The following is a 22,699-nucleotide window of genomic DNA, read 5'->3' as shown; positions in this document are numbered from 1 at the left end:
TGAAGTTTGCCCGAGCGCCCTGCGACGGGAGGAGCGGCCCCTAGCCGAACACCGACGGCCGCCGGTGCGTCCACGGGTGCGCGGCCTCCAGCTGCGACGCCAGCCGCAAGAGCGTGGCTTCATCCCCGAAGCGGGCGATGAACTGCACGCCCACCGGCAGTCCCTCGGGACTCCAGTGGAGGGGCACGCTCATCGCCGGGTTGCCCGCCATGTTGGCCATGGGGCAGTAGGGCGTGAAGCCCGCCGCGCGGAACAGGGGAGCGAGCGGCGCGTCGGGCAGGGACGCGAACGTCCCCAGCACGGGCGCGGGCTCGGTGACGGTGGGCAAGAGCCACACGTCCACGTCCTCGAAGTGCCGGGCGAAGACGCGGCCGAAGCGCAGGATTTCCGTCTGCGCGTGCAGGTAGGCCGACAGGCCCTGGCTCAGCCCGTGTTGATACAGCGCCCAGGTGAAGGGCTCGAAGTCCTCGGCTGAGGGCGCGCGGCCCAGGCGGCGCGAGAGCCCCTCCACGGTGTTCACCACGCCACAGGCCCAGGCCGTCATGAAGTGCTGGCCGAGCGTGTCGTCGCCGGGAATCTGGAGGTTGCCCTCGAGGACGGAGTGGCCCAGGCCCTCGAGCCGCTTCGCGGTGGCGACGACGGCGCTGAGGCACTCGGGGTGGACGGGGGCGCCCACCGCGTTGCGCAGCGTCAGGCCGATGCGCAGCCGACCCGGGGGTGCGCCGACCTCCAGGCCGTAGGGACGGGCCTTGGGCGGGGCGTGGTAGGGCGCGCCGAGGTCGGGCCCCTCGGTGGCGTCGAGCAGCGCCGCGCTGTCTCTCACCGTGCGGGTGAGGGCATGCTCGCCTATCAGCCAGTGGACACTGTCGGCCAGCTCCGGCCCGGTGGGGTTCCTGCCCCGGCTGGGCTTGAGGCCGAACAGGCCACACGCGGACGCGGGGATGCGGATGGAGCCGCCGCCGTCGGAGGCGTGCGCGAAGGGCACCATGCCGCTGGCCACCGCCGCCGCCGCGCCGCCGCTGGAGCCTCCCGGCGTGCGCGTCACGTCCCACGGGTTGCGACACGGTCCGTGCAGCGAGCCCTCCGTCGTGGGGAGCAGCCCCAGCTCCGACGTGTTGGTCTTTCCCAGGACCACGAGCCCCGCGCGCAGGTAGCGCTTCACCAGCTCGCTGTCATGGCCCGGCGCGAAGTCCTTCGCGAAGCGCGAGCCGAAGGTGAGCGGGTAGCCCTCCTGCGCGGCGAGCAAATCCTTGAGCAGGAAGGGCACGCCGGTGAAGGGGCCTTCGGGCAGCGGAGCCTTCGCCCTGAGGCGCGCGGTCTCGAACTGCGTCTGCACCACGGCGTTGAGCCGGGGGTTGCAGCGCTCGATGCGGGAGATGGCCGCGTCCACGAGCTCCAGCGGAGTCACCTCCCGGCGCCGCACGAGCTCGGCCTGGGCGGTGGCGTCGAGGCTGATGAAGGGGTCCATGGGCGGGCACTCTACCCGTGCGTGCGCCACGCGCGGTATGACGCGTCGCGTCCGCGCGGTGTCGGCGATGACGGCAGTTGCTGCAACAGTCACGGACATGCCTCTGGGTGAACGGCTTCGTGACTCCCGGGTGGTGTTGAGGGGCCCAAGAACATGTTCGTGTGCGCGGCTCTTTTCGAGCGAGGAGCCTCCATGAACATCCGGGTCTTCGAGTCCGAGCAGGAAGCGGCCGCCGCGTGCGCCGCGCGCATCGCCGAGGCGGTGACGGCGCACCCGTCGTTGGTGTTGGGGTTGCCCACGGGGCGCACGCCGCTGAATGTCTACCGGGAGCTGGTGTCGCTGCAGGCCCGGCGGCGGCTGGACTGGTCGATGGCGCGGACGTTCAACCTGGAGGAGTGGGTGGGGTTGTCGCCGGAGGAGGGCGGCAGCTTCCACGCGTACATGGAGCGGCACCTGTTCCGACATGTGAACCTGTCGAAGGAGCGCATCCACTTCCTCGACGGCGCGGCGCCGGACCTCGCCCAGGAGTGCGAGCGCTACGAGGCGGAGCTGATGGCGGAGGGAGGGCTGGGATTGGTGTTGGTGGGCGTGGGCGCGGACGGGCACCTGGCGTTCAACGCGCCGTCGGACAGCCTGCGCGCGCGCTGTCACCGGGCGAAGCTGAGCCGGGGGGCGCGCGAGGCGAACGCGATGTTCTTCGGGGATGACGCGAGCCGCGTGCCGCTGGAGGTGCTGACGCTGGGCATGGGCGCGCTCATCCAGTCGCGCCGGGCGATGCTGCTGGCGTTCGGCGCGCAGAAGGCGGAGGCGGTGAAGGCGCTGGTGGAGGGGCCGCTGACGCCTTCGTGTCCCGCGTCGTTCCTGCAACTGCACCGCGACGTGGAGGTGTGGCTGGACGTGCCCGCCGCGAGCGCGCTGGCGGGCCGCGTCCAGTAGGGCCTCAGCGCGAGCTGCTGGCGAGGCGCGGGGCGAGAAGCTGGCGCAGCTTGCCGAGCAGCGTGAGGAACTCCACGCGGTCCTCCTGCCCGTGGGTGGCGTCCGCCGCGAGCGAGTGGATGCGCGAGAAGTTGCGCTCGTCGGTGGTCAGGGTGCCGCGCAGCAGGTCCGCGGTGCTGGCGACCGCCGCGGCGAAGCGCAGGTCCTCCGAGGCGCGGTCCAGCGACGCCTTCACCTCGTTGCGGTTCAGCACGAAGCGCTGCTCGGCGGCCTCGGAGTCACCCGGCTTCTTGGCGCGCACGCGCACGGTGGCCACCGTGTCCCCCTTGCCCGTCAGGTCCAGCTCGTAGAGCGCGGTGACGGTGTGGCCCGCGCCCACCTCGCCCGCGTCGACGTCGTCCTTGCGGAAGTCCGCGTCGGCGATGGCGCGGTTCTCGTAGCCGAGCAGCCGGTACGCGCGCACCGCCGCGCGGTCGAACTCGACCTGGATCTTCACGTCCTGGGCGATGACCTCCAGCGTGCCACCCAGCTGGTCGCGGAACACGCGCTGCGCCTCGCGCTCCGAGTCGATGTAGTAGCAGTTGCCGTTGCCCTGGTTGGCCAGCTTCTCCATCAGCTCGTCACGGTAGTTGCCCATGCCGAAGCCAATGGTGGACAGGGTGACGCCCTCCTTCACGTACCGACGGATGCTGCCGAGCATCGTCTCCACCGTCTGGTTGCGGCCCAGGTTGGTGTCGCCGTCCGTCAGCACGATGACGCGCGAGACGCGCTGTGAGCCCGCCATGCGCACCGCCTGACGGTAGGCGAGCTCCAGGCCATCCCCCATGGCGGTGCCACCGCCCGCGGAGAGCGCGTCGATGGCGGCGTTGATGCGCTTGCGCTCCTTGGCGGGCGTGGGCTCGAGCACGGTGGACACGCCGCCGGCGTAGGTGGTGATGGCCACGGTGTCGTGAGGGTTGAGCCCCTCCACCGCGAGCTTCACCGACTTCTGGACGAGCGCCAGCCGGTCGGGCCCCTGCATGGAGCCGCTGGTGTCCACGAGGAAGACCAGGTGCGTGGGCTTGCGCTCGGCCCTGGGGACGTGGCGTCCCTGGAGGCTCACCTTGAGCAGGTGCTGGCGCTCCGCGAAGGGCGAGGGCGCGGCCTCGAGCGCGACGTGGAACGGGCCCTGCCCCGGGGGTGGCGCGGGGATGGCGTAGCGGAAGTAGTTGACCCACTCCTCCACGCGCACGTTGGACGGGTGGGGGAGCTGGTGCTCCGTCACCGAGCGGCGGAACTGGGTGTAGGAGGCGGTGTCCACGTCCACCGCGAAGGTGGAGAGGGCGTCCTCGCGCACGTCGGTGCGCGGATTGATGGCCTGGGGCGCGCCGCTGGGGGCCGGGGCCTGTGCGACGGGGACGCTGGCCCGCTGCCCGGTGTCGGAGTCGCCATAGGCGTCGTTGTTGCCGAAGGTCCTCATGCTCTTGCGCTGGAGGCCCTCCGAGCCCGAGGCGACGGCCTCATGGTTCCCCGTGAGCGACGAGGCGCTGGCGCCGAAGAGCTTGCGGATGTTGTCGCCGTACAGCGTGACGCCGCCGCCGAGCAGCGCGAGCGTGACGAACAGCGTGACGAGGATGCGGGTGAAGCGCTTGCTCATGGGGCCTCGGGGTGTGGCGGAAGAAGGCATTGCGTGGAGGGACTCGTCTCATGGGCGCCTCACCGCGCGCGTCCGTCATCCGCCCGAGGTCGGTCATTGGGAGGAGGTCGGTCATCCGACCGATGCCCTCGTGCGGGAGGAGCCGGAGGCGGGACGCCTCGGATTGGATGTCTGGGATTGCCCCAGCTCCGTCGGAAAGTGGACAGCCATGGAAAGAGGGCTTGTTGACGGTCTGCCAATAGGAGGGCATCCTTTCTGGCGAAGCAGTCACGAGTGGCCCCCATGCGCTCCTTCCCCTGGTCCTCGATTGCCGAGCAGGTCTCGCTCCTCGCGCGCTCGAGTGGAGTGACGACCGTGCGTGGGACGAGGGCTGTCGGGTGCGCTCGGCGAGGCGCCCGACGATGTCCCCTCCGCGCGCACTTCCGCCTCGCTGTCAGGGATGCCCGCCCTGGAGTCCGCCGTGGTGGCGGCGCTCTGGACGGGCCTGGCCTGCTCCCCTCCGTGTCTTGGCGGCCGGGAAGCGGGAACACGCAGCGAAGGAGCGTTTCATGCGCGTCGTCAGGAAGTCACTCACAGGAAGCCGTTACGCCGTGTCATTCATTCGCACGTGGGTTGCCGTGGCGACGCTGGCGGTCCCCGGCGTCGGCGCCGCGAATGACTTGTTGAAGAGCAGTCGAGGCGGTTCGGTGCAGTGGGACTTCTGCTACGGCAAGGCGGACAGCACGCTGTTGCCCGTGGACCCGCGCACGCTGGTGCAGCCGGGCATCAGCAACGGCAAGGCGGTGCACTTCAACGCCTATTGGAAGAACTGCCACGTCGACCCGGTGGCGGTGAAGGAGGTCGGCGCGGCGAAGACGTGCGGCGAGCTGCGCGCGCGCTTCGACCACGGCGAGGGCCTGCTGACCAACGGCCACCCCGGCGTGGGCGCGCTGTTCACCGGCACCGACTACACCGTGCCCGAGGCCGCGTTCGGCATCGCGACGTTCTCCGCCGCGCAGTACAACGAGCTGTGGCGGGTCTGGGGCTTTCCCTTCCGTCCCGACAACTTCGACACCCTGGTCTCGCAACGCTACGGCTCGGGGTTGAGTCCCAAGCGCAACCCCTATCCGCTGCCGGGGCAGTTCCCCAACCTCTCCAACGGCGGCAGCGGGCAGCTGCCGGAGATGCTCACGCAGCTGCGCAATCCGGATGGCAGCTGGAGCGGGCGCATCGGCGTCACCTGCCACGCCTGCCACAGCGGCATGGTGGGAAAGCCCTCGGATGGTCCGGGGATGGGTGTCCAGGTGGGCGGTGGCAGCAGCCTGGCGGACCTGGACCTGTTCCTGAGTGACTTGCTGCCACTGGGGTATCCCGCGTCGCTGGCCACGTTCCTGAACCTCAACCGCACGCGTGGCACGAACAACGCCAGTGACATCAACCTGGCCTTCCTGTTCCCAGACGAGAAGCTGCTGCGTCCCTCGGAGGTGATTGGGCTCATCAACTCCGGCTCCACCGCCGGCATGGACACGCCGGCGTGGTGGAACATGGGGCACCGTCCGGTGAAGTTCGTCGACGGGGTGTTCCCGATGGATGCGCCGCGCGTGGACATGGTGTTCTACACGCCGTTCATCGGTCTGTTCGGAAGTGCCGGCGGGCCGCTGAGCGAGGCGGGACAGGACTGGATGCGGGAGAACGGCCCGTCGCTCAACACCTGGGTGGACGCACTGAAGTCCCCGCCGTATCCGCTGCCCATCAACAAGACGTTGGCGGAGCAGGGGGCGGTGCTGTTCCACACGCTCGACATGTGGGCGCCCTCGCGCAACAACACGGTGCCCCGGCCGCAGGGCAACGGCTCGTGCGCCAGCTGCCACGGCGCGTACGCGCCCCGGTACGTCAATGACCCGTCCTTCCTCGCGTCCCCGACGCTGGAGGGCATGGCGAGCTACATCGTCCCGTTGGACATCATCGGCACGGACCCCGTCCGCGTGAACACGAACAACGCGGCGGTGCAGTCGGCGGGGGCGAAGAACTTCTTCGGCTATCCGACGACGGCGGGGACGGACCAGGACTGCGGTCCGCAGAACCAGCCGCACATCCGGGGCAACCGCCCGCTGGGCTATCTGGCGCCGCCGCTCTACGGCGTCTGGGCCACGGCGCCGTACTTCCACAACGGCTCGGTGCCGAACGTGTGGGAGGTGCTCAAGCCGTCGGACCGCAAGCCCATCTGGCGCCGGGTCTCCACGCCGCCGCGGTGGGACCAGCCGCTGGTGGTGATGGGGTTCGACACGGACCTGCAGCGCGCGTTCGACTCGACGAAGCTGGGGTGGAAGTACGACACGATTGCCTGCAAGTGGCGCGGGCCGTTGAACCCGGCGGTGTCGCCGTACATCAACTGCCAGCCAGGGGATGAGTTCACCACGCCGCTGGCTCAGGAGCTGATGAACGTGCTGTTCAGCAACCTGATTGTCTCCTGGAACATCCTCTTCCCGCCCACGCGCACGCGGCAGCAGTTGGAGGACCGGAAAATCTACAACACGAACGCCTTCGGCCAGGACAACGGCGGGCACGAGTTCAACTCCGTGCTCACCGACCCGGAGCGTCTGGCGCTCATCGAGTACATGAAGACGCTGTAGGCGGCAGGTCGAGCGCTGATGGCATGCGGGCCCGCTGCTTCCTCTCGGGAGGTGGCGGTGTCCCGCGTGCGCACCGAACGCCTCCTCCGGGTCCTCTGCAACTGAGGGCATCCACCCTCGCTGGATGACCTCCGCATGGGTGCCGCGGCGCTCAGTCGGAGTGTCGCGCTTCTCCGCGCGCCCGGCCCCTGTATGGCAGCACGAACAGGTACAGGCCGGTGAGCAGGAGCAGGAGGAGGGGAGGCAGTGCCAGATACGCGACCCAGATGGGCGGCGATTCCTGGCCCATGACGACGATGTTGGCGATGACCGCCACCGTGAAGGCCACGGACAGCCAACGGTGGGTCTGACGGATTCCTCGGCTCCAGCTCATGGGTTGCTCCTGGGATGAATCCCCACTGTGGAGTCGCGTGCGGGGGAGTGCTTCTCGAAACCTGCTCGATCGGCTGCGCTACGTGCCGGCGGACAGGGTGGAACCAAGGGCTACACGACCGTCAGCGGTGCGGTGTCCACGAAGACACAGGCCGCGAACACGGGGGCTCGCGGATCCGGTCCTCTTCCGAGAAGCCCTGCCTGGGACGTACTGTCTTCATCCCAGGCCTGGCGCACGGATAGGGTCGCGTCCGTGCCACGGGGCAGTCTGGGGTTGCGCCGTGTGCTAGCTTCGGGCCTCGACTCCAACGCCTGCTCAACGGAAGAGACGAGACCCTCATGTGCTACAGCGGCTGCCCGTTCGAACCCGGAGAGTTCGCCGAAGGCCTCATCCGGAATGAAGGCTATCCCGTGCTGGAGTTGTGCGCGAAGTGCCGCAAGATGTTGCCCCAGGCGCGTGGATACTGTTCGGGCTGTGGTGAGACCATCGAGTCTTCCACGGAAGAGGGCGGGACGCTGGTGAAGTGTTGTAGCGCCGAGATGATGCGAAAGGTCCGCGAAGGGAACCTCTTCGCTCAGACGTGGAATGCCGAGCCGATGAAAGGCTCGACGCTCGGGGCGTATGTCAACATGAGCATCCAGTTGGCCAGGCTGTCGCACGAGCACGACATCGGCTTGATGTTGTACCTGGGCGAGAGCCTGACGCTGGTGAAGCGCTGCATGGGATGGTTCGTGAACGAGCGCCTGGAGGAGACGGGCGTCCTGCGCAAGCTGCCCGGCGTGAAGGTGACCGGCTCGCTCACGACCGGAGGGGAAAGCGCCATGCCCTCCTTGTCCTGGCAGGAGTACTTCGCCCAGAAGCTGGCGAAGGGCGTCGAGCTGGCCAGGACCTGGAACCCTTCCGGGCCGACGAACCTGACGGTAGGGATTGCGGACTATGGCGTCAGTGGCGGGAGCTTCAAGGCGCTCTGCAAGTACCTGAGCACCCGCACCTTCCCGGGCGTGGAGAAGTTCCAGGTCGTGATGTTCTGCTCCGAGTCCTCACGGGAGAAGCTCCTGACCGCCGTCCAGGCCTACAACAACCAGGGCAAGTTCGCCGAGGCCCTGGTCCTCCCCTTCGAGGCCTTCCTCCCGAACCCCAAGCTCGGAGGAGACACGCCGAAGAACTTCCAGGGGCGCGGCTCCATCAAGCGCGCCTGGGATGACTTTGGTGAGAAGCGCCGGTACCGCGACCTCGAGGACTCGGGAGTCGTCTCCGAGGAGGACGCCTACTTCGAGCGGATGAAGACGGAGATCCACGACCTGCTGAGGTCGGGCAACTTCGACCGCGGATGAGGGCCGTGGCGGACCGGCTCCCTCGGTTCGCGCGGCTCAGCCCTGGCGCGTGCCGGGCGTCACAGCGGGCTTCGCCTGTGTCGCGCGGGTCGAGGCCTTCGCGGGCGCGCCCTGTGGCTTCGCCGGAGTCCTGGCCGAGGGCGTGGGCCTCGCCGCGACAGGCTTCGCGGCCTGCGGCTTCGGTCGAGGCGCCGTGGCTCCCGTCTTCACGGCCGCCGTCGAAGAGGGGCGCCCGGGTTCCGCCTTCGCCGCCGCGGGAGGAGAGGACGCCACCTTCGCCCCCTTCGTCGTCGCGGGCTGGGGCCGCGCGGGCGCGACGGCCTTGCGCGCCCCCGTCTGCGCCGGCCTCACCGCCGGAGCCGGTTTCACCACCGCCGCGCGCACCGGCGTCTCCACCGCCACCACGGGCACGGGCCGCGCACGCGCCGCCACCACGGGCCGCGCAGGCGGCTCCGGCCGCGTCCGAGCCCACGCCGTGAGCACCTTCGGCACGTAGTACTCCGTCTCCCCGTTCCTCGGCACGCGCCCGTTCACCGCGCCGGGCCCCGCGTTGTACGCGGCCACCGCGAGCCGCACGTCACGGAAGCGCCGCAGCTGCTCGGCCAGGTACCGCGCGCTCCCGTCCAGCGCCGGCTCCGGGTCGAACGGGTCCTCCACGCCGAGCATCTTCGCCGTCGTCGGCATCAGCTGCCCCGGGCCCATCGCACCCGCCGGGGAGATGCGGTGCACCCGCCCCTCCGACTCCACCAGCACCAGCGCGTGCAGCAGCCCCTCGGGCAGCCCGTGCCGCCGCTCCGCCCGCGCGATGAGCGGCTCCAGCGGCTCATGCCCATCCCACAGACAGGAGGGCCGGTGCGCCGCGTACGAGCGCAGCGCGTTCACCTTCATCTCCAGGAACGAGGGCGACAGGGGCGAGATGTGCGTGTCCCCCAGCCACGCGACGGCCGTGTTGATGAGCACCAGCGGCGCCGCCGCCGCCAGCCCCACCCACGCCCACCACGGAATGCTGAAGCCACCCAGGGCCCGCTTGCGTCCCACCTCCCCACCCTTAAGGGCGCTTTCCCCCTCCGTCCAACTTCCGGCGCCCCCCACGTCCACCCGGCGGCACCCTCAGTCCATCCAGCACCAACGTGGTGAGCGCGTCCGGCAGCTCCAGCGGGTTGCCGATGTCCTCCTCGCTCAACACCGCGAGCAACAGCCGCTCCACCGCCCCCACCACCGCGAGCCCGCTCACCGCCGGGCGGATGGGCCGCAAGAGCCCGTGCGTGTGCGCCTTCTGGGTGATGGCCACCGCGTGCCGGGACACCTCGCGCGACAGCTGCGCCACCTTCGTGCGCGCCCCCACCGCGGGGCCCCGGCTCTCCTGCAGGTACAGCCGCACCACGCCCGGGTACTGCAAGAGCGCGCTGGCGATGACCGCCGCCATCGCCCGGTACGCCTCGAACATCGCCTCCACATCGCGCGCCCCCGCGAGCGCCCGTCCACACGCCTCCAGCCCCGACAACAGCTCCGCGCGCACGGGCGAAAGCAGCGCCTCCACCAGCGCCGGCTTGTCGGCGAAGTACCGGTAGAACGTCCCCTTGGCCACCCCCGCCGCCTGGGTGATGTCATCGATGGTGACCGCGTCCAGCCCCCGCTCCACGAAGAGCGTCAGCGCCGCGTCCTCCAGCGCCTTCGTCCGCTCCCGCCGCGCCGTCTCCCGCACGCCCCCCGGACGCCCCGGACGCTTGTCCGCCTCCCTGGCCCCTCGCTTCGGACTCACCATCGTGCGCTCCGACGCATCGCGTGATACATAAAGAGTGACCAAATAGTCATGATATCGAGGGCGGGGCGTCGACCGGGCGCTCCGTGGGAGAGCGACGATGATTGGCATCCCTCTGGGCTGGGCGTACTCCAATTTCGGTGAATGGGCGCTGCACAAGTACGTGCTGCACGGCCTGGGGCGCCGCCGCGGGAGCTTCTGGGGCTTCCACTGGCACGAGCACCACCAGGCCTCGCGCCGGCACGACATGCTGGACGACCAGTACCTGCGCTCCTTGTGGACGTGGTCCGCGCAGACCAAGGAGCTCTTGGGGCTGGCGCTGCTGGCGCTCGCGCACGCGCCCCTGTTGCCGGTGGCGCCGTTCTTCGTGGGCACCGTCTGGGCCTGCGCGGCCAACTACTACCGCGTCCACCGCCGCGCCCACCTGGACCCGAAGTGGGCCCGGGAGCACCTGCCGTGGCACTGCGACCACCACCTGGGCACGGACCAGAACGCCAACTGGTGCGTCACCCATCCGTTCTTCGACAACGTCCTGGGCACCCGCCGCGAGTACCTGGGCGTGCAGCCCGTGCACGCGGGAGAGCGCCATTCCGTGGCCTCTCCCGCGCACCCGTGAGGCGGACCTAGAACACCAGGTCGAAGTAGTTCGCCTTGGCGCGCACGCCCGCGCACGCCTCCAGCCGGGCGCTCCAGTCGCGCGTGGGCAGCGAGCCGCGCGCGGTGAAGACCAGCTGCAGCGAGTCCTCGCGCGCCATGTCCAGCAGGTTCACGGCGCCGCTGCCCGTCAGCCGGATGGACTGGGTGGGCGTGGTGCTGGCGCGGCGGTACTCACCGATGAGGATGCTCTCGGAGGTGCCAGGCTTCACCACGGACACGCTGGCGCGCTCGATGCCGCTCAGGTCCGTGCTGGACGTCACCTCGAAGCCGCGGAGCCTGAGCTCCGTCTCCACGTCGGTGTCCTCGGGGAGCACGTCGTCGAAGTCGCCCAGCGGGAAGTCGAGCGCGTACTCGATGTCGGCGGAGCCGGGGAAGGCGGCGGGGAAGTCCACGTTCGGCTCGGCCTTGCAGATCTCCTCGGCCTCCGCCTCGATGAAGAACAATGAGTCGCAACCGGTGGCGACGAGCGCGCAGGTGGAGAGCACCAGGGCGCGGAAGGAAGTCGTTCGCATGGTGGGGGCTCCTGGCCTTAGAAGAAGTAGAAGAGGAACCCCACCTTGACGGAGGGGATGGTGGCGCGAACGGTGAGGTTGCGGGCGGTGATGTCCGACTCGTCGGTGGCGTCCTCGATGAGGGCGGTGGCGTCCTTCACCCCCATCCGCACGTAGCTCAGGCCCAGGTGCAGGAAGAAGTTGAAGCGGCTGGCCGCGCCAATCTCCAGGCCCACGCTGCCGGCCACGTAGTTGTAGCTGATGTCCTGGATGGCGGACGTCGCCCGCGAGGGCTCGGCGCCCAGCCAGTCCACCACGTCGTTGTAGTCCGAGCCGAAGTAGTACCCGGCCTCGGCGTTGATGGACGGCGCGATGAAGGTCTGCAGGGGCAGGATGCTCAACCCGCCGCGCAGGCCCAGGCTCAGCGTGTTGGTGGTGGGCCCCGCCTGCAGCCGCAGCCAGGGCACCGGCTTGAGCACCGCGGACAGGCCGATGCCGTGCGGCGCGCCCGCGTCCACCAGCAGGCCGAAGCGGTAGGGTGAGTCGCCCTCCTGGGCGTGGGCGGCGGCGCCAGTGGCCAGCGCCGTGAGGCAGGCCAGCGCCGTGCCGTGTCGTCGTAGGAATGCCGCGCGTCGTCTCGTCGAGGGTGTCGCCGTCGTCATGTGCTGTTCCACGAAGGGAAGTCCCGGCCCGGGCGAGCATCATTCGGCGCCACGCTCCGAAACGGAAGTCGCGCGCTCGAAAATGATGCCGGCGGCCGCCTCAAGGCACGGAAAGCCCCGGGTTCCCGGCGCCGGCCCCGAGGAGGGGAGGCCCGCTGCCCGGTGTACACCAGGCAACGAAACCTCCCACACGCCTCGGGCCCTGCAGGCGACGTCAGCCCTGGAGCGCCTCGGTGCGGCCCTGGCGCGCGTTGACGGCCTCGATGACCTGCGCGGGCGCAATCACACCCTGGCGGCCGAGGATGACGGCGGTGGACTCACCCTCCGCCACCACCTTGCCGTTCGAGATGAACTGGTGCGTGGCGTAGAAGTACTTCTCGTCCCAGCGCGAAATCGTCATCGACACCGTGTACTTGCGGAACGGCGGCAGCGCCTTTTTGTAGTCCATGGTGTGGCGCACGATGATGGGCGCCCACTTGTTCTTCATCATCAGCGCCGCCAGCCCCGTGCGCACGAACAGGTCCACCCGGTTCAAGTCACACACCGTGAGGAACCGCCCGTTGTTCATGTGCAGGTTCAGGTCCAAATCATTGGGCAGCACGCGCTGCTGGAGGGTGCTGGTCAGCGCGTCCACCTTCATCTGCGGCTTCCACAGCGAGGACACGAGCACCCACAACATCCGGAGATAGAGATTCATGTGCTTCGCGCTGCTCCTGCAGGAAGAACGAGATGAGGCGGGACGGCGGATAGTAGCCAAAGCCGGAAGCGTGGCGGTACATGAAACCCAGATGGCCCCCGTGCGGTGTGAGCTCCAGTTGCACGTGGGAGCGCAGCTCGCCCGGTGAGGGCAGCGTGTCGGGCGCCACCAGCGGGTCGTCTCCGGCGTTGAGGATGAGGAAGGGCGTCTGGATGTCGCCCAGGAACTGCCGGCTGCTGCAGCGGCGGTAGTAGTCCTGGGCGTCGCTGAAGCCATGCAGCGGCGCGGTGAACACCTCGTCGAAGTCGCGGATGCCGCGCAGGCCCGACAGCGCGCCCAGCCGCGAGGCGTACTCGGGCAGGTGTGCCTTGAGCCGCGCCACGCGCTGGTAGGAGCGCAGCACGCGCAGCTGGTAGAGCTGGTTGATGCCCTCGTACGCGCGGGCGGCGGTGCTGGCCAGGTCGAACGTCAGCGACACGGCGGCCGCGGCGCGCAGGTGGCTGTGGTGGCCCGTCTGCGCGAGGTAGCGGATGACCATGCTGCCGCCCAGCGAGAAGCCCACCGCGTACAGCGGCGTGGTGGGCTCCTGCTCGCGCACGGTGGCGACGAGCCAGCCCAGGTGCTCGGTGAAGCCCGCGTGGTAGAAGGGCGCCAGCCGGTTGGGCACCGCGCCGCCCCGGTGGCAGAGCACCGCCGCGCGCAGGCCGCGCCGGGACAGCTCTCCCAACAGCGCGCGGATGTACGTGGAGTCGGGCGTGCCCTGCATCCCGGGCAGCAGGATGAACAGGGGCCCTGAGCCCTCGCGGTTCAGCCAGTGCACGTCCACGAAGTCGCCGTCGGGCAGCTCGTGCCGGCGCTGCTCGATGGCCACGTCGAAGCGCCGCGGGTCCAGGTGCGGCGCCACCGTCTGCACGTGCGAGTGCCTGAGCCACCACGGGGCCTGGAAGCCGGAGGCAAGCTCACCCACGGACGGCCTCGACGGGCGGCGTGGCCGTGTCCTCGGGCAGCGGCATGCCGATGCGCGCCATGACCTCCAAATCCTTGGGCGTGTAGGGCCGCGTGCGGCGGCGCACGTAGTCCGCGCCCAGCACCAGGTTGAAGTTGGACACGCCGCCGTAGCGGTGGTGCAGGAAGTGGTTGCGGTAGATGGCGCGGCCGTAGCGCGTGCGCAGGAACCACGCGAGCCACCGGGGCGCGGTGCGCTGCCCCTCCTCGAACGGGCGGTGCAGGTACGGGTGCACGAAGTGGCTCATGAACGGCGGCAGGAGCAGCGTCACGCACCCGGCCAGGAAGGCGATGGGCTTGAGCGTGAAGTAGAAGAGCGGGAAGAAGATGACCAGCGGCGAGACGAAGACGAACGCGCCCTCGCCGTGCAGCTTCGTGGCGAACGCGCCCTTGATGATGGTGACGCCGTGCTTGCCGCGCTGGAGCAGCTCCTCGGTGAGCTTCGTCTTCTCCTCCTCGTCGCGGAACTGGGTGACGTGGTCCCCGCGGAAGGTGCGCACGTGGTGGATGGTGTGGTGGGAGAAGTGCGTGTTGATGAGCGGCCGGAACAGCCACGGCGCGCGCTGCCAGAAGCGCACGGCCTTGGGGCGCGCGTCGGACACGTACTCGTGCATGAAGGACTCGATGTACGAGGCGATGACGTAGCCGAGCACGAGCCCGAGGAGGACATGGATGAGGTCGGACATGGGAGTCAGTGCTCCTCTCCGGAGAGGGTGAGCAGGCGGTCCAGCCGACCGGGTGAGGGGGCCGGAGCCGCCAGGAGCGCGGGTGCGCCCCGGGGTGGGGTGGGGGGAAAGCCCGTCATGCGGCCTTGCGACGCGTCGTAGACCTTGAGGCGGAAGGCCTTCAGCGACTCGAACAGGCCCAGGCGCACGCCGTGGCCCTCCAAGTCATGCTGCTGCATGTAGTCGCGCAGCAGGTAGCCAGGCACCTGCGGCTTGAGGTGGTGCACGTGGTGCAGGTTGATGGCGCCGAAGGTCCACTCGAGCACGCGCGGCAGCACCAGGAAGCTGCTGCCCTTGAGCGCGGAGTCCTTGAGCGTCCAGCGCGCGTGCGGCACCCAGTACGGCTCCTCCACCTGGTGCTGCACGAAGAACAGCCAGATGCCCAGGCCCGCGGCCACCTGGGTGATGAGCAGGTGCATCAGGAAGAAGCGCGGCCAGTCACCGAAGGCGAGGAAGGCCGCGTGGACCGCGACGAGCGCCAGGTTCGTCACCCAGATGGAGCGGCGCTCCGGCACGCGCGAGCGCGCCACCAGCGTGGGCAGGCGGAAGCGGAACATGAACTGGAACACCGGGCCGATGCCGAGCAGCACCGCGGGGTGGCGGTAGAGCCGGTAGCGCAGCCGCTCGACGGGGCGGAGCGCCTGGTACTCGTCCGCCGTCATCGTCACGATGTCGCCCGTGCCCCGGCGCTCCAGGTCGCCGCTGGTGCTGTGATGCACCAGGTGCATGGCGCGCCAGTACGCGTGCGGCGCCAGCGTGAGCAGCCCGAGCCACGTGCCCACCCGGTCATTCATCGACGGGCGCGCGAAGAGCGAGCGGTGTGAGCAGTCGTGCTGGAGGATGAAGACCCGCACCAGGGTGATTCCCGCGAGCACCGCGAGCCCCAGGCCCAGGGCCATGGAGTGCGCGAGGGCCACGTAGCTGGCGGCGGTGAGCAGCAGATAGGCGCCCGCCGTGCCCACCACGTGGAGCAGGCTTCGGGTGGTGCGGGGTTGCCAGCGGGCTGTCGGTGCGGGGTGTGGGGTGTGGGGTGTGGGATGAGCTGTCATGGTTGTCTCGACGCTGCGGGCCGGCCCCCCGGAACCATTGATTTCTCCATCAATGGACATAACCGCCGTGACGCGTCGCGACAAGGACTTCGCAGGTTTTGCGATGATTTGGTAGTTTTCTTGGTTGGTTGTGCGTCTGGGACTGTCAGGGGCGCAACAGTCGATGGAGGCTCACCTCGAGCTGGCTGCGGATGAGGGCCAGCAGGCTCTCCAGTTCGGCGGGGGCCAGCTGGAGCCGGCGGACGAGCGCGTCGCGGGTGCGCTCGACGAGCTGCTCACGGGCCTGCGCAATCCAGCGCGCGGCGGTGGAGCGGGAGGTCTGGTACATGAGGCCCACGGAGTCCACCGAGAGGTTGTCGACATGGTGCAGGCGCAGCAGGCCGCGCTCCCGGGGGGAGAGCGTGGCGAGGGCCTCCTGGAGACACTCCCGGAAGTCCTCCTGATGCCGCGCCCGGATGAAGCTCAGCTCCGCGTCCCCTCCCACCAGCGCGTCCGCGTCCGAGGGCAGCGCGTCCAGCGCCACGTGACGGGGCACCTCCGCGTGCAGGTCCGCGAGCAGCCGCGTGGCCACCGCGCGCACCCAGCGCTCCAGGGGGCCTCGGCCCGTGTACGTGGCGATGCGCGGCAGGGGCGCGCCCTCGGCGACAAGGAGCCGGTGGCGCAGGCGCTGCTTCAGCTCGGCGACGCGCTCGGCGTCCTCGGCGGGGAACCACGCGCCCACGCGGGCGAACACGCTCGTGTCCAGCAGGGCCAGGGCGGTGGTGTCCGCGTGCGCGCACGCGTAGGTCAAGAGCAGCTCGCCCGCGTGCACCTGCTCCAACAGCGCGCACGGGTCCTTCGACGCGGGCATGCGCGCGGCCAGGTGGCGCACGAAGTCCTCGGGCTGGAAGCACAGCGTGGGTTGCTCGTGTCGGGCGCGGGCGAGGAGGGCCTGCAGCCGCGCCTCCAGCGTTCCAAGGTCTTCTTCCGACGACGTCTTCACGGGTGTCACGGCGACGAAGGTCCGACTCAGCCCCAATGCATCCCCCATGGCGGGGGAGTCTATCCGGGGATGGGTGAAGGGGGGACGGCATGGGTGAGGGCACCTGTCCGGATGAGGCGGAGCTGGCCGACCTGGTGCAAGGGTTGGTGTCGGGGGACGCGCTGGCTTCGCTGGAGCGTCACCTGGATGGGTGCGGGCTGTGTCGGCGCGTGGTGGTGGTGCTCGCGGGAGGCGAGGCGCGCGCGGAGTCGGTGGCCGCCTCGGCGGATGCGGGCGTGCCCCGGTTGGAGCGCGGCGCCCGGGTGGGGCACTACGAGGTGCTGGAGCACGTGGGCCTGGGCGCCATGGGCGTGGTGTTCGCCGCGAACGACCCGAGGCTGCACCGCAAGGTGGCCCTGAAGTTGTTGCGCTCGGACTGGGTGAAGGAGGGCGGCGCGGAGGACGCGCGCGAGCGCTTGTGGCGCGAGGCGCGGGCGCTGGCCCGGCTGTCCCATCCGCACGTCGTCGCGGTGCATGACGTGGGGGTGCATGGGGAGAGCCTCTTCATCGCCATGGACTTCGTGGAGGGGACCACGCTGCGGCGCTGGCTGCGGGCGGAGCCTCGGCGGTGGACGGAGGTGCTGGGCCGCTTCCTCCAGGCGGGCGAGGGCCTGGCGGCGGCGCATGCGCGGGGGCTGGTGCACCGCGACTTCAAGCCGGACAACGTGCTGGTGGGCGTGGATGGGCGCGTGCGGGTGACGGACTTCGGGCTCGCCCGGCTGACGCAGACCTCGCTGCCGGGGGGCGTGGAGTCCGCCGTGCTCGACGGGGCCTCCTCCGGGGACGCGGGGACGGTGACGCAGCCGGGGGCGCTGCTGGGGACGCCCGCGTACATGGCGCCCGAGCAGTTGGAGGGACGGCCCGCGGACGCGCGCAGCGACCAGTTCAGCTTCTGCGTGGCGTTGCACGAGGGGCTGTATGGCCGGCGTCCGTTCGAGGCGAGCTCGCGCGCGGCGCTCGTGCAGGCCATCCGCGCGGGGCCTCCGGTGTCGTCGGGGGAGGCGCGGGTGCCGGCGAGGATTCGCCGCGCGGTGCTGCGGGGCTTGAGCGCGGACCCGACGGCGCGGCATCCCTCGATGGAGGCGTTGCTCGCGGCGCTCACGCATCGGCCCCGGTGGGAGCGCTGGCGGATGGCGGCGGTGTGGGCGGGGGCGGCGACGCTCGCGGGGGTGGGGGCGGGGTTCTGGCTCCGGGAGACCACGCGGTGCGCGGGCGCGGACGGGCACCTGGTGGGTGTCTGGGATTCGGCGCTGCGAGGCCAGCTGGAGGCGGTCTTCGCCGCGTCGGGTCTGCCATTGGCCCAGGAGGGCTTCGGCGCGACGGCGCGGCGGCTGGATGCGTATGCGGAGGCGATTGCCCGGATGGAGCGGGACTCGTGCGAGGCCACTCACGTGCGTGGTGAGCAGTCCGGGCGGATGTTGGATTTGCGGGGCATGTGTCTGGACCGGCGGCGCGAGGCGCTGCGCGCGTCGGTGACGCTGATGCTGCAAGGGGACGCGGCGGTGCTGGAGCGCGCGCCCCAGGCGGCGCACGCGCTGCCGGACCTGCTGCCCTGCGCGGACCGGGAGGCGCTGGCCAGCGTGGTGCCGCTGCCCGAGGACCCGGTGGTGCGTCAGCGATTGCAGGGTTTGCAGGCGCGGCTCGCGGAGGGCATGGCGTTGCAGGAGGCGGGGCAGCACGCGCGGGCGCGGCAGGTGGCGGAGGAGGTGCTCCAGGCCGTGCGGCAGACGGGGTATCGGCCGATGGAGGCGTCGGCGTTGTTCCTGCTGGGGTTGGTGGAGAAGGCGCATGCGCGCTTCACCGAGGCCGCGGAGGTCTTCGACGCGGCGCAGCTGGCGGCCCTGGCCGGACGGGACGATGACCTGATGGTCCGCGCGCTCATGGGGCTGGCGGACTCGGAGCTCCAGGGGCATGCGCGCTACGCGGAGGCGGAGCGGGCCGTGCGGCTGGCGGAGGCGACGCTGGAGCGGCTGGACATCCGGCAGGCGCCCGGGGCGGCCGGAGAGCTGCATTTGTTCCGGGGGCACCTGTTCCATCGCAAGGGCGAGGCTGTCCGCGCGCAGGAGGACTTCCGCCGCGCGCTGGAGCTGTTCGAGCAGGCGCATGGGCCCGAGTCCCCGCGGCTGGACGCGCCGCTCACGGCGCTGGGGCTGATTCTCAACCTCCAGGGGCACTACGAGGAGGCGCGCGGTTACTACGAGCGCGCGCTGGAGCTGCAGCAGCGCGCGTATGGCCGCGAGCATCCGGTGTGTGTCAGCCACCTCAACAACGTGGCCACGGCGCTGCGGCTGCAGGGGCGGGTGGAGGAGGCGGTGGCGCGCTACGAGGAGGCGTTGTCGCTGGGGGAGCGGCGCCTGGGGGCGGCGCATTCGTCGACGAACATGGTGCGCGTCAACCTGGGGGACGCGCTCCAGCTCCAGGGCAGGCTCACGGAGGCGCTGGCGCGCTACGAGGAGGCGATGCCCGCGTTGCTGGCGGTGCACGGGGACACGCACCCGCGGGTGGCCTCGGTGCTCACGAGCATGGGCACCGCGTACGCGGACCTGGGCGAGTCGCGGCTGGCGCAGAAGTCCTATGGGGAGGCGCTGGCGGTGCAACGCCGGCTGCTGGGGCCGGAGCACCCCGACCTGGCGCTCACGTACAACAACCTGGCCTCGGTGATGTTGGACCTGGGGGAGCCTGGGAAGGCGCGGCCGCTGCTGCAGCTGGCGCGTGGGCTGTGGGAGAAGTCGCTGGGGCCGGAGCATCCGCGGGTCGCCTCGGTGTTGCAGAACCTGGCGAAGGCGGACCTGGCGGAGGGGCGGCTGGGCGCGGCGCACGCGGGGTTCGAGCGGGCGCTCGCGATGCGGCGCAAGGGCCTTGGGCCCGAGCACCCCAAGCTGGTGTCGACGCTGACGCTGCTGGCGGAGGCGAAGCGCAGGCTGGAGGGGCCGCGCGCGGCGCTCGCGACGCTCCAGGAGGCGGTGCTCCTGGCGGGCAAGGCGCAGGTGACTCCGGCGGACCGGGCCAAGGCGCTGTTCTGGCTGGCCCGGGCGACGTGGGATTCGGACGGCTCGCGCGAGCAGGCGAGGACGCTCGCGAGGCAGGCCGAGGAGGCGCTGCGCAAGGCGCCCCGGACGACGGAGGCGCTGGCGCGCGAGGTGCGGCAGTGGCGGGCGCGGCATGACGCGTCGACGTCCCAGCGGGCCACGGGAGAGGCGAGGCGGCCGTGAGCCCCCGAGGGCTCAGGGCGCGGGCTGCCTCCACACGGGCAGGGTGAGCCGGCTCCCGGGCAGCCAGGTGATTTCGAGGGGCGTCTTCGCGTCCGCGAGGCGCTCGTCGCTGACGTCCTTGCCCGTGCCCAGGTTGAGCTGGGATTGCGCGTGCTTGTTGATGGCGACCACCGCGACCACCTGGCTCCCCACCTCGAGCCTGCGGCTGGTCATCCGTCCGCTCTGGAAGGTCAGGCGCTGGCGCTTGCCCGGAACGAGCAGCCGCCGCTGCTCGCGCTCCGCCACGTGGCTGGCGCGCTGGAGCACGTAGGACAGGTACACGTACTCCCCCTTCGCCGTGCGCTCGTAGAGCACCACGTAGAAGTCGAAGTCCTTCTTGTTGGTGATGAAGTCGAGCCGCCCGGCGAACAGCCCGCTCACCTCCAGGGCTTGCGTGAGCGGCTCGCCGACGTAGACGAAGCCGTCGCGCGGCGCCTCGAGCGTCGTGGACACGATGTCCGACGGCTCGTAGTGCGGCCCAGGCGAGCGGTCCTTGAAGTCCACGCGCAGCCGCTGCCGGGTCCCCGCCACGGGCGCCACTGTCGTCAGCCGGTGCGGAGCGCCCGTGGCCGAGGGCGCGAGGAACAGCTCCACCGCGCCGTTGCTCACACGCGCCAGGTCCGGCGCGTGCTTCCACGTGTTCGCCCCCATCACCTGGTAGTTGACGCGGTCCTTCAGCAACGCGGGCAGCGGCGCCTGTCGCAGCACGTGCTCCAGCCATTGGTAGCGCAGCGCATGCACGTCCAGTCGGGCCACGGGGTCGATGCGATAGCCCATCAGCTCGTCGCTCGACGCGTGCTGCCCGCCCATGTGGTCATACGGCCCGATGACGAAGTAGTGACGGGCGTCCGGCGCGTGCCTCAGGTGCTCGGTGAGGTAGTACATCGCGCTCAACGAACAGCCGTCGTAGTAGCCCGTCGTGGTGAGCACGGGGATGCGGATGCGCGCGAACTCCTGACGGTACGGAATCATCTTCCGCCAGTACGCGTCGTACGTCGGGTGCTCCAGCCAGCGCTGGAAGAAGGGATTGGGACGCCCGTCCAGCCGCTCCAGCGCGCGATAGGGCTCGCCGCTCGTGTACCAGCGCTCGTGGAGCGCATCCCACCGCGCCAGGTCGAAGTAGTCCGCGTCCGCCAGGCCCTTGTCGAGCGTGACGTAGCGCGGCCAGCGGTAGAAGAATCCCTGGAAGACGTTGCCCTGCATCGGCACGTCGATGCCCGGCGCCACCGGCACCGACGGCATGATGGCCTTGAGCGCCGGGTGCCCTCGCTTCGCCGCGGACCACTGCGTGAAGCCCTCGTAGCTCCCCCCGAACATCCCCACCTGCCCATCGCTCCACGGCTGGCGGCTCACCCAGTCGATGACGGCGACGGCGTCGTCCCCGTCATGCTCGAAGGGCACCGGAGCATCGGGGCTGTTGCGCTTGCCTCGCGTGAGCGCCGTCACCCCCGCGAAGCCATGCGCCGCCGAGCGCACCGCCTCCTGCTTGTTGAAGCCGTTGGCGTAGATGGTGAACGACATCGCCGTGGACAGCGGCGCCTGGGTCTTCCGGGGACGCGCGACGGTCACGGACACCCGTGCCCCGTCGGGCGTGGGCACCAGGACGTCCTCCTCGATGACGTAGCGGCGCGCCTCGTCCCGGACCCACAGGGGCTCGCTCGCGGGCAAGAGCTCCTGGAACACCTGATGGACCTGGTAGTGACGCACCAGCTCCACCGCCTGGGCTCGTGTCAGCCGCCCCGCCTTGCGCGCCTCGGCGAGTCGGGTGTCCAGCTCCCGTCGCGCCCGCTCCAGGTCGAAGCGGAACATCCCCCGCGCATCGAGCGCGACCCGGTCCTCCAGCGCGCCGAAGGTCCGGTCGAACGCCCCGCGCAGCGCGTCGGCGTACGGCGTCCCGCGCTCGGCCTGGGCCTGCTTCGCCAGCGCGTGGGCCTCGTACTGCAGGAAGGTGATGCCCTGCGTCGCTGTGTTCGCCTCCAACAGGGGCCGGAGCTCGCGGATGGACGCGACCGCGCCCGCGAAGTCACCTGACACCAGCTGGAACCGGAAGCGCTGGCCCAGTCGGGTGGCCAGGTCCTCGTCCGGAGGGTCCTTCAGCAGGGCCCTGGCGAGCACGGGCATCGCCTTCGCGAGCGCCTCGGGGGATTCGGACGTGGGGGACGCGAAATCGGCGGGTGTGGCTTTCGCGAGCGTGGCGAGCAGCAGGGTCAGCAGGAGGGCGCGCGGCATGAGTTCTTTCGAGGAGGTCCACGATAGGACGCGATGCCCGCGCATCCATGGACACCTGGTGCGGCCCAGGCGTCGAAGGTGCGCCCCGGGCCTACTTGTCGTGGGTTCATTCGTGTGCATCGCGCGTGTGCTCCGCCGGACGAAGCGGGTGTCGTGGCTGGGGGCCTGTTGGGCTCGCGACGTCGGCGCTGTCCCCGGGAGCACTTCCGGTGCCCCTCGGTCGGTGCGACCTTGCGAGCCCGGATATCACGGAGCTCACAGGCTCCGTGGAGGCCGGCCCAGGACCTGGGGGGACCGGATGATCGACGAAGTCGATCAACGCTTGAAGGCATGGGTGAGCCGCGTCGCCGGCGAAGCGCCCGTGTACCTCGGCGTCCCGGACCGGGAGGCCATCGAGCGCGGAGTGTGTCTGTACCTGCTGGAGCTGGGGCCCGCGCCTCCCGCGCGAGGTGGACGCCGGGGGCCGCTGCAGTTCTCGGTCTGCTACCTGGTCACCGCCGGCGCGGAGGCTCCCGAACAGGCGCACCGGCTGCTCGGCGAGCTGGTCTTCTCCGCGATGGAGGAGGCGGAGTTCGAGGTGGACCTGACGCCCGTGCCCGCCACGCTCTGGGCGGGGCTGCGCGTGCCGCCGCGCCCCGGCTTCCGGCTGCGCCTGCCGGTCCGACGCGAGCGGCCCGCGTCCGTGGTTCACCGCGTGCGCTTCCCGGTCATCACCCAACTGGTGCCCGCGGAGGCGCCGGCCGCCGAGCCCCAACCGCTGCCCATCCACTTGCCGCTGAAGGAGGACTGAC

At 70.6% G+C, this 22,699-nt stretch carries 19 protein-coding genes; 6 read left to right on the top strand and 13 right to left on the bottom strand.

Going from position 1 to position 22,699, the window contains the following annotated elements; genetic code table 11:
* Positions 1 to 40 precede the first annotated feature (40 nt).
* Positions 41 to 1,468, bottom strand: coding sequence for an amidase (locus AC6JA9_RS36270; RefSeq protein ID WP_497958516.1), 1,428 nt, complete (start codon positions 1,466 to 1,468; stop codon positions 41 to 43).
* Between the two features lie 192 nt (positions 1,469 to 1,660).
* Here AC6JA9_RS36270 and AC6JA9_RS36265 point away from each other — a divergent pair, with 192 nt between their 5' ends.
* On the top strand, positions 1,661 to 2,404 hold the full coding sequence (locus AC6JA9_RS36265) for a glucosamine-6-phosphate deaminase (RefSeq protein ID WP_267699451.1): 744 nt from the start codon (positions 1,661 to 1,663) through the stop codon (positions 2,402 to 2,404).
* 4 nt (positions 2,405 to 2,408) lie between these two features.
* On the opposite strand, the gene AC6JA9_RS36260 is transcribed toward AC6JA9_RS36265, so the two are convergent.
* On the bottom strand, positions 2,409 to 4,040 hold the full coding sequence (locus AC6JA9_RS36260) for a vWA domain-containing protein (RefSeq protein ID WP_483578752.1): 1,632 nt from the start codon (positions 4,038 to 4,040) through the stop codon (positions 2,409 to 2,411).
* 590 nt (positions 4,041 to 4,630) lie between these two features.
* Here AC6JA9_RS36260 and roxB point away from each other — a divergent pair.
* A complete protein-coding gene (gene roxB, locus AC6JA9_RS36255; RefSeq protein WP_463749564.1) occupies positions 4,631 to 6,652 on the top strand; it encodes a rubber dioxygenase RoxB in 2,022 nt (673 codons plus the stop codon).
* A gap of 151 nt (positions 6,653 to 6,803) precedes the next feature.
* On the opposite strand, the gene AC6JA9_RS36250 is transcribed toward roxB, so the two are convergent.
* Positions 6,804 to 7,025 carry a hypothetical protein gene (locus tag AC6JA9_RS36250; RefSeq protein ID WP_497958515.1) on the bottom strand — a complete coding sequence of 74 codons (222 nt, stop codon included), beginning with the start codon at positions 7,023 to 7,025 and terminating at the stop codon, positions 6,804 to 6,806.
* A gap of 596 nt (positions 7,026 to 7,621) precedes the next feature.
* Here AC6JA9_RS36250 and AC6JA9_RS36245 point away from each other — a divergent pair.
* A complete protein-coding gene (locus tag AC6JA9_RS36245) occupies positions 7,622 to 8,359 on the top strand; it encodes a hypothetical protein (RefSeq protein ID WP_483578750.1) in 738 nt (245 codons plus the stop codon).
* Between the two features lie 36 nt (positions 8,360 to 8,395).
* On the opposite strand, the gene AC6JA9_RS36240 is transcribed toward AC6JA9_RS36245, so the two are convergent.
* Both AC6JA9_RS36240 and AC6JA9_RS36235 read right to left on the bottom strand, forming a co-directional pair.
* Positions 8,396 to 9,397, bottom strand: coding sequence for a lytic transglycosylase domain-containing protein (locus AC6JA9_RS36240; protein WP_483578749.1), 1,002 nt, complete (start codon positions 9,395 to 9,397; stop codon positions 8,396 to 8,398).
* 10 nt (positions 9,398 to 9,407) lie between these two features.
* On the bottom strand, positions 9,408 to 10,124 hold the full coding sequence (locus AC6JA9_RS36235; RefSeq protein WP_497958514.1) for a TetR/AcrR family transcriptional regulator: 717 nt from the start codon (positions 10,122 to 10,124) through the stop codon (positions 9,408 to 9,410).
* A 97-nt stretch (positions 10,125 to 10,221) separates the two neighbouring features.
* Between AC6JA9_RS36235 and AC6JA9_RS36230 the strand changes: the two genes are divergently transcribed.
* Positions 10,222 to 10,737 (top strand): hypothetical protein, encoded by a 516-nt coding sequence (locus AC6JA9_RS36230; RefSeq protein ID WP_267699457.1) that lies wholly within the window; start codon positions 10,222 to 10,224, stop codon positions 10,735 to 10,737.
* Positions 10,738 to 10,744: 7 nt separating this feature from the next.
* Here the strand turns inward: AC6JA9_RS36230 and AC6JA9_RS36225 are convergent, their stop codons facing one another.
* The 7 genes from AC6JA9_RS36225 to AC6JA9_RS36195 all read right to left on the bottom strand — a co-directional run bounded on the left by AC6JA9_RS36225 (position 10,745) and on the right by AC6JA9_RS36195 (position 16,437).
* Entirely contained in the window at positions 10,745 to 11,290 is a 546-nt protein-coding gene (locus tag AC6JA9_RS36225; RefSeq protein WP_223747133.1) for a hypothetical protein, read from the bottom strand.
* Between the two features lie 17 nt (positions 11,291 to 11,307).
* The gene (locus AC6JA9_RS36220; RefSeq protein WP_497958513.1) at positions 11,308 to 11,931 is read right to left on the bottom strand and encodes a hypothetical protein; all 624 of its coding nucleotides are present in this window, start codon (positions 11,929 to 11,931) and stop codon (positions 11,308 to 11,310) included.
* Between the two features lie 214 nt (positions 11,932 to 12,145).
* Positions 12,146 to 12,628, bottom strand: coding sequence for an acyl-CoA thioesterase (locus tag AC6JA9_RS36215; protein WP_223747135.1), 483 nt, complete (start codon positions 12,626 to 12,628; stop codon positions 12,146 to 12,148).
* Entirely contained in the window at positions 12,519 to 13,595 is a 1,077-nt protein-coding gene (locus AC6JA9_RS36210) for a YheT family hydrolase (RefSeq protein WP_223747136.1), read from the bottom strand. The genes AC6JA9_RS36215 and AC6JA9_RS36210 overlap by 110 nt, the downstream gene beginning before the upstream one ends.
* Positions 13,588 to 14,319, bottom strand: a complete 732-nt coding sequence (locus tag AC6JA9_RS36205) for a hypothetical protein (RefSeq protein WP_141332770.1) — start codon at positions 14,317 to 14,319, stop codon at positions 13,588 to 13,590. The genes AC6JA9_RS36210 and AC6JA9_RS36205 overlap by 8 nt, the downstream gene beginning before the upstream one ends.
* 5 nt (positions 14,320 to 14,324) lie before the next feature.
* On the bottom strand, positions 14,325 to 15,407 hold the full coding sequence (locus AC6JA9_RS36200) for a fatty acid desaturase (RefSeq protein WP_223782547.1): 1,083 nt from the start codon (positions 15,405 to 15,407) through the stop codon (positions 14,325 to 14,327).
* A gap of 145 nt (positions 15,408 to 15,552) precedes the next feature.
* A complete protein-coding gene (locus tag AC6JA9_RS36195; protein WP_497958512.1) occupies positions 15,553 to 16,437 on the bottom strand; it encodes a sigma factor-like helix-turn-helix DNA-binding protein in 885 nt (294 codons plus the stop codon).
* 41 nt (positions 16,438 to 16,478) lie between these two features.
* Here AC6JA9_RS36195 and AC6JA9_RS36190 point away from each other — a divergent pair, with 41 nt between their 5' ends.
* Entirely contained in the window at positions 16,479 to 19,640 is a 3,162-nt protein-coding gene (locus AC6JA9_RS36190; protein WP_223747139.1) for a serine/threonine-protein kinase, read from the top strand.
* Between the two features lie 12 nt (positions 19,641 to 19,652).
* On the opposite strand, the gene AC6JA9_RS36185 is transcribed toward AC6JA9_RS36190, so the two are convergent.
* Positions 19,653 to 21,908, bottom strand: a complete 2,256-nt coding sequence (locus tag AC6JA9_RS36185) for a CocE/NonD family hydrolase (RefSeq protein WP_497958511.1) — start codon at positions 21,906 to 21,908, stop codon at positions 19,653 to 19,655.
* Between the two features lie 334 nt (positions 21,909 to 22,242).
* Between AC6JA9_RS36185 and AC6JA9_RS36180 the strand changes: the two genes are divergently transcribed.
* On the top strand, positions 22,243 to 22,698 hold the full coding sequence (locus AC6JA9_RS36180) for a hypothetical protein (RefSeq protein ID WP_223747141.1): 456 nt from the start codon (positions 22,243 to 22,245) through the stop codon (positions 22,696 to 22,698).
* The last annotated feature ends 1 nt before the right edge of the window (position 22,699 follow it).

Source organism: Myxococcus sp. MH1 (genome assembly GCF_059738865.1).
Note: the sequence above shows the minus strand (reverse complement) of the source record. Positions and strands in the feature narration are given on the sequence as shown.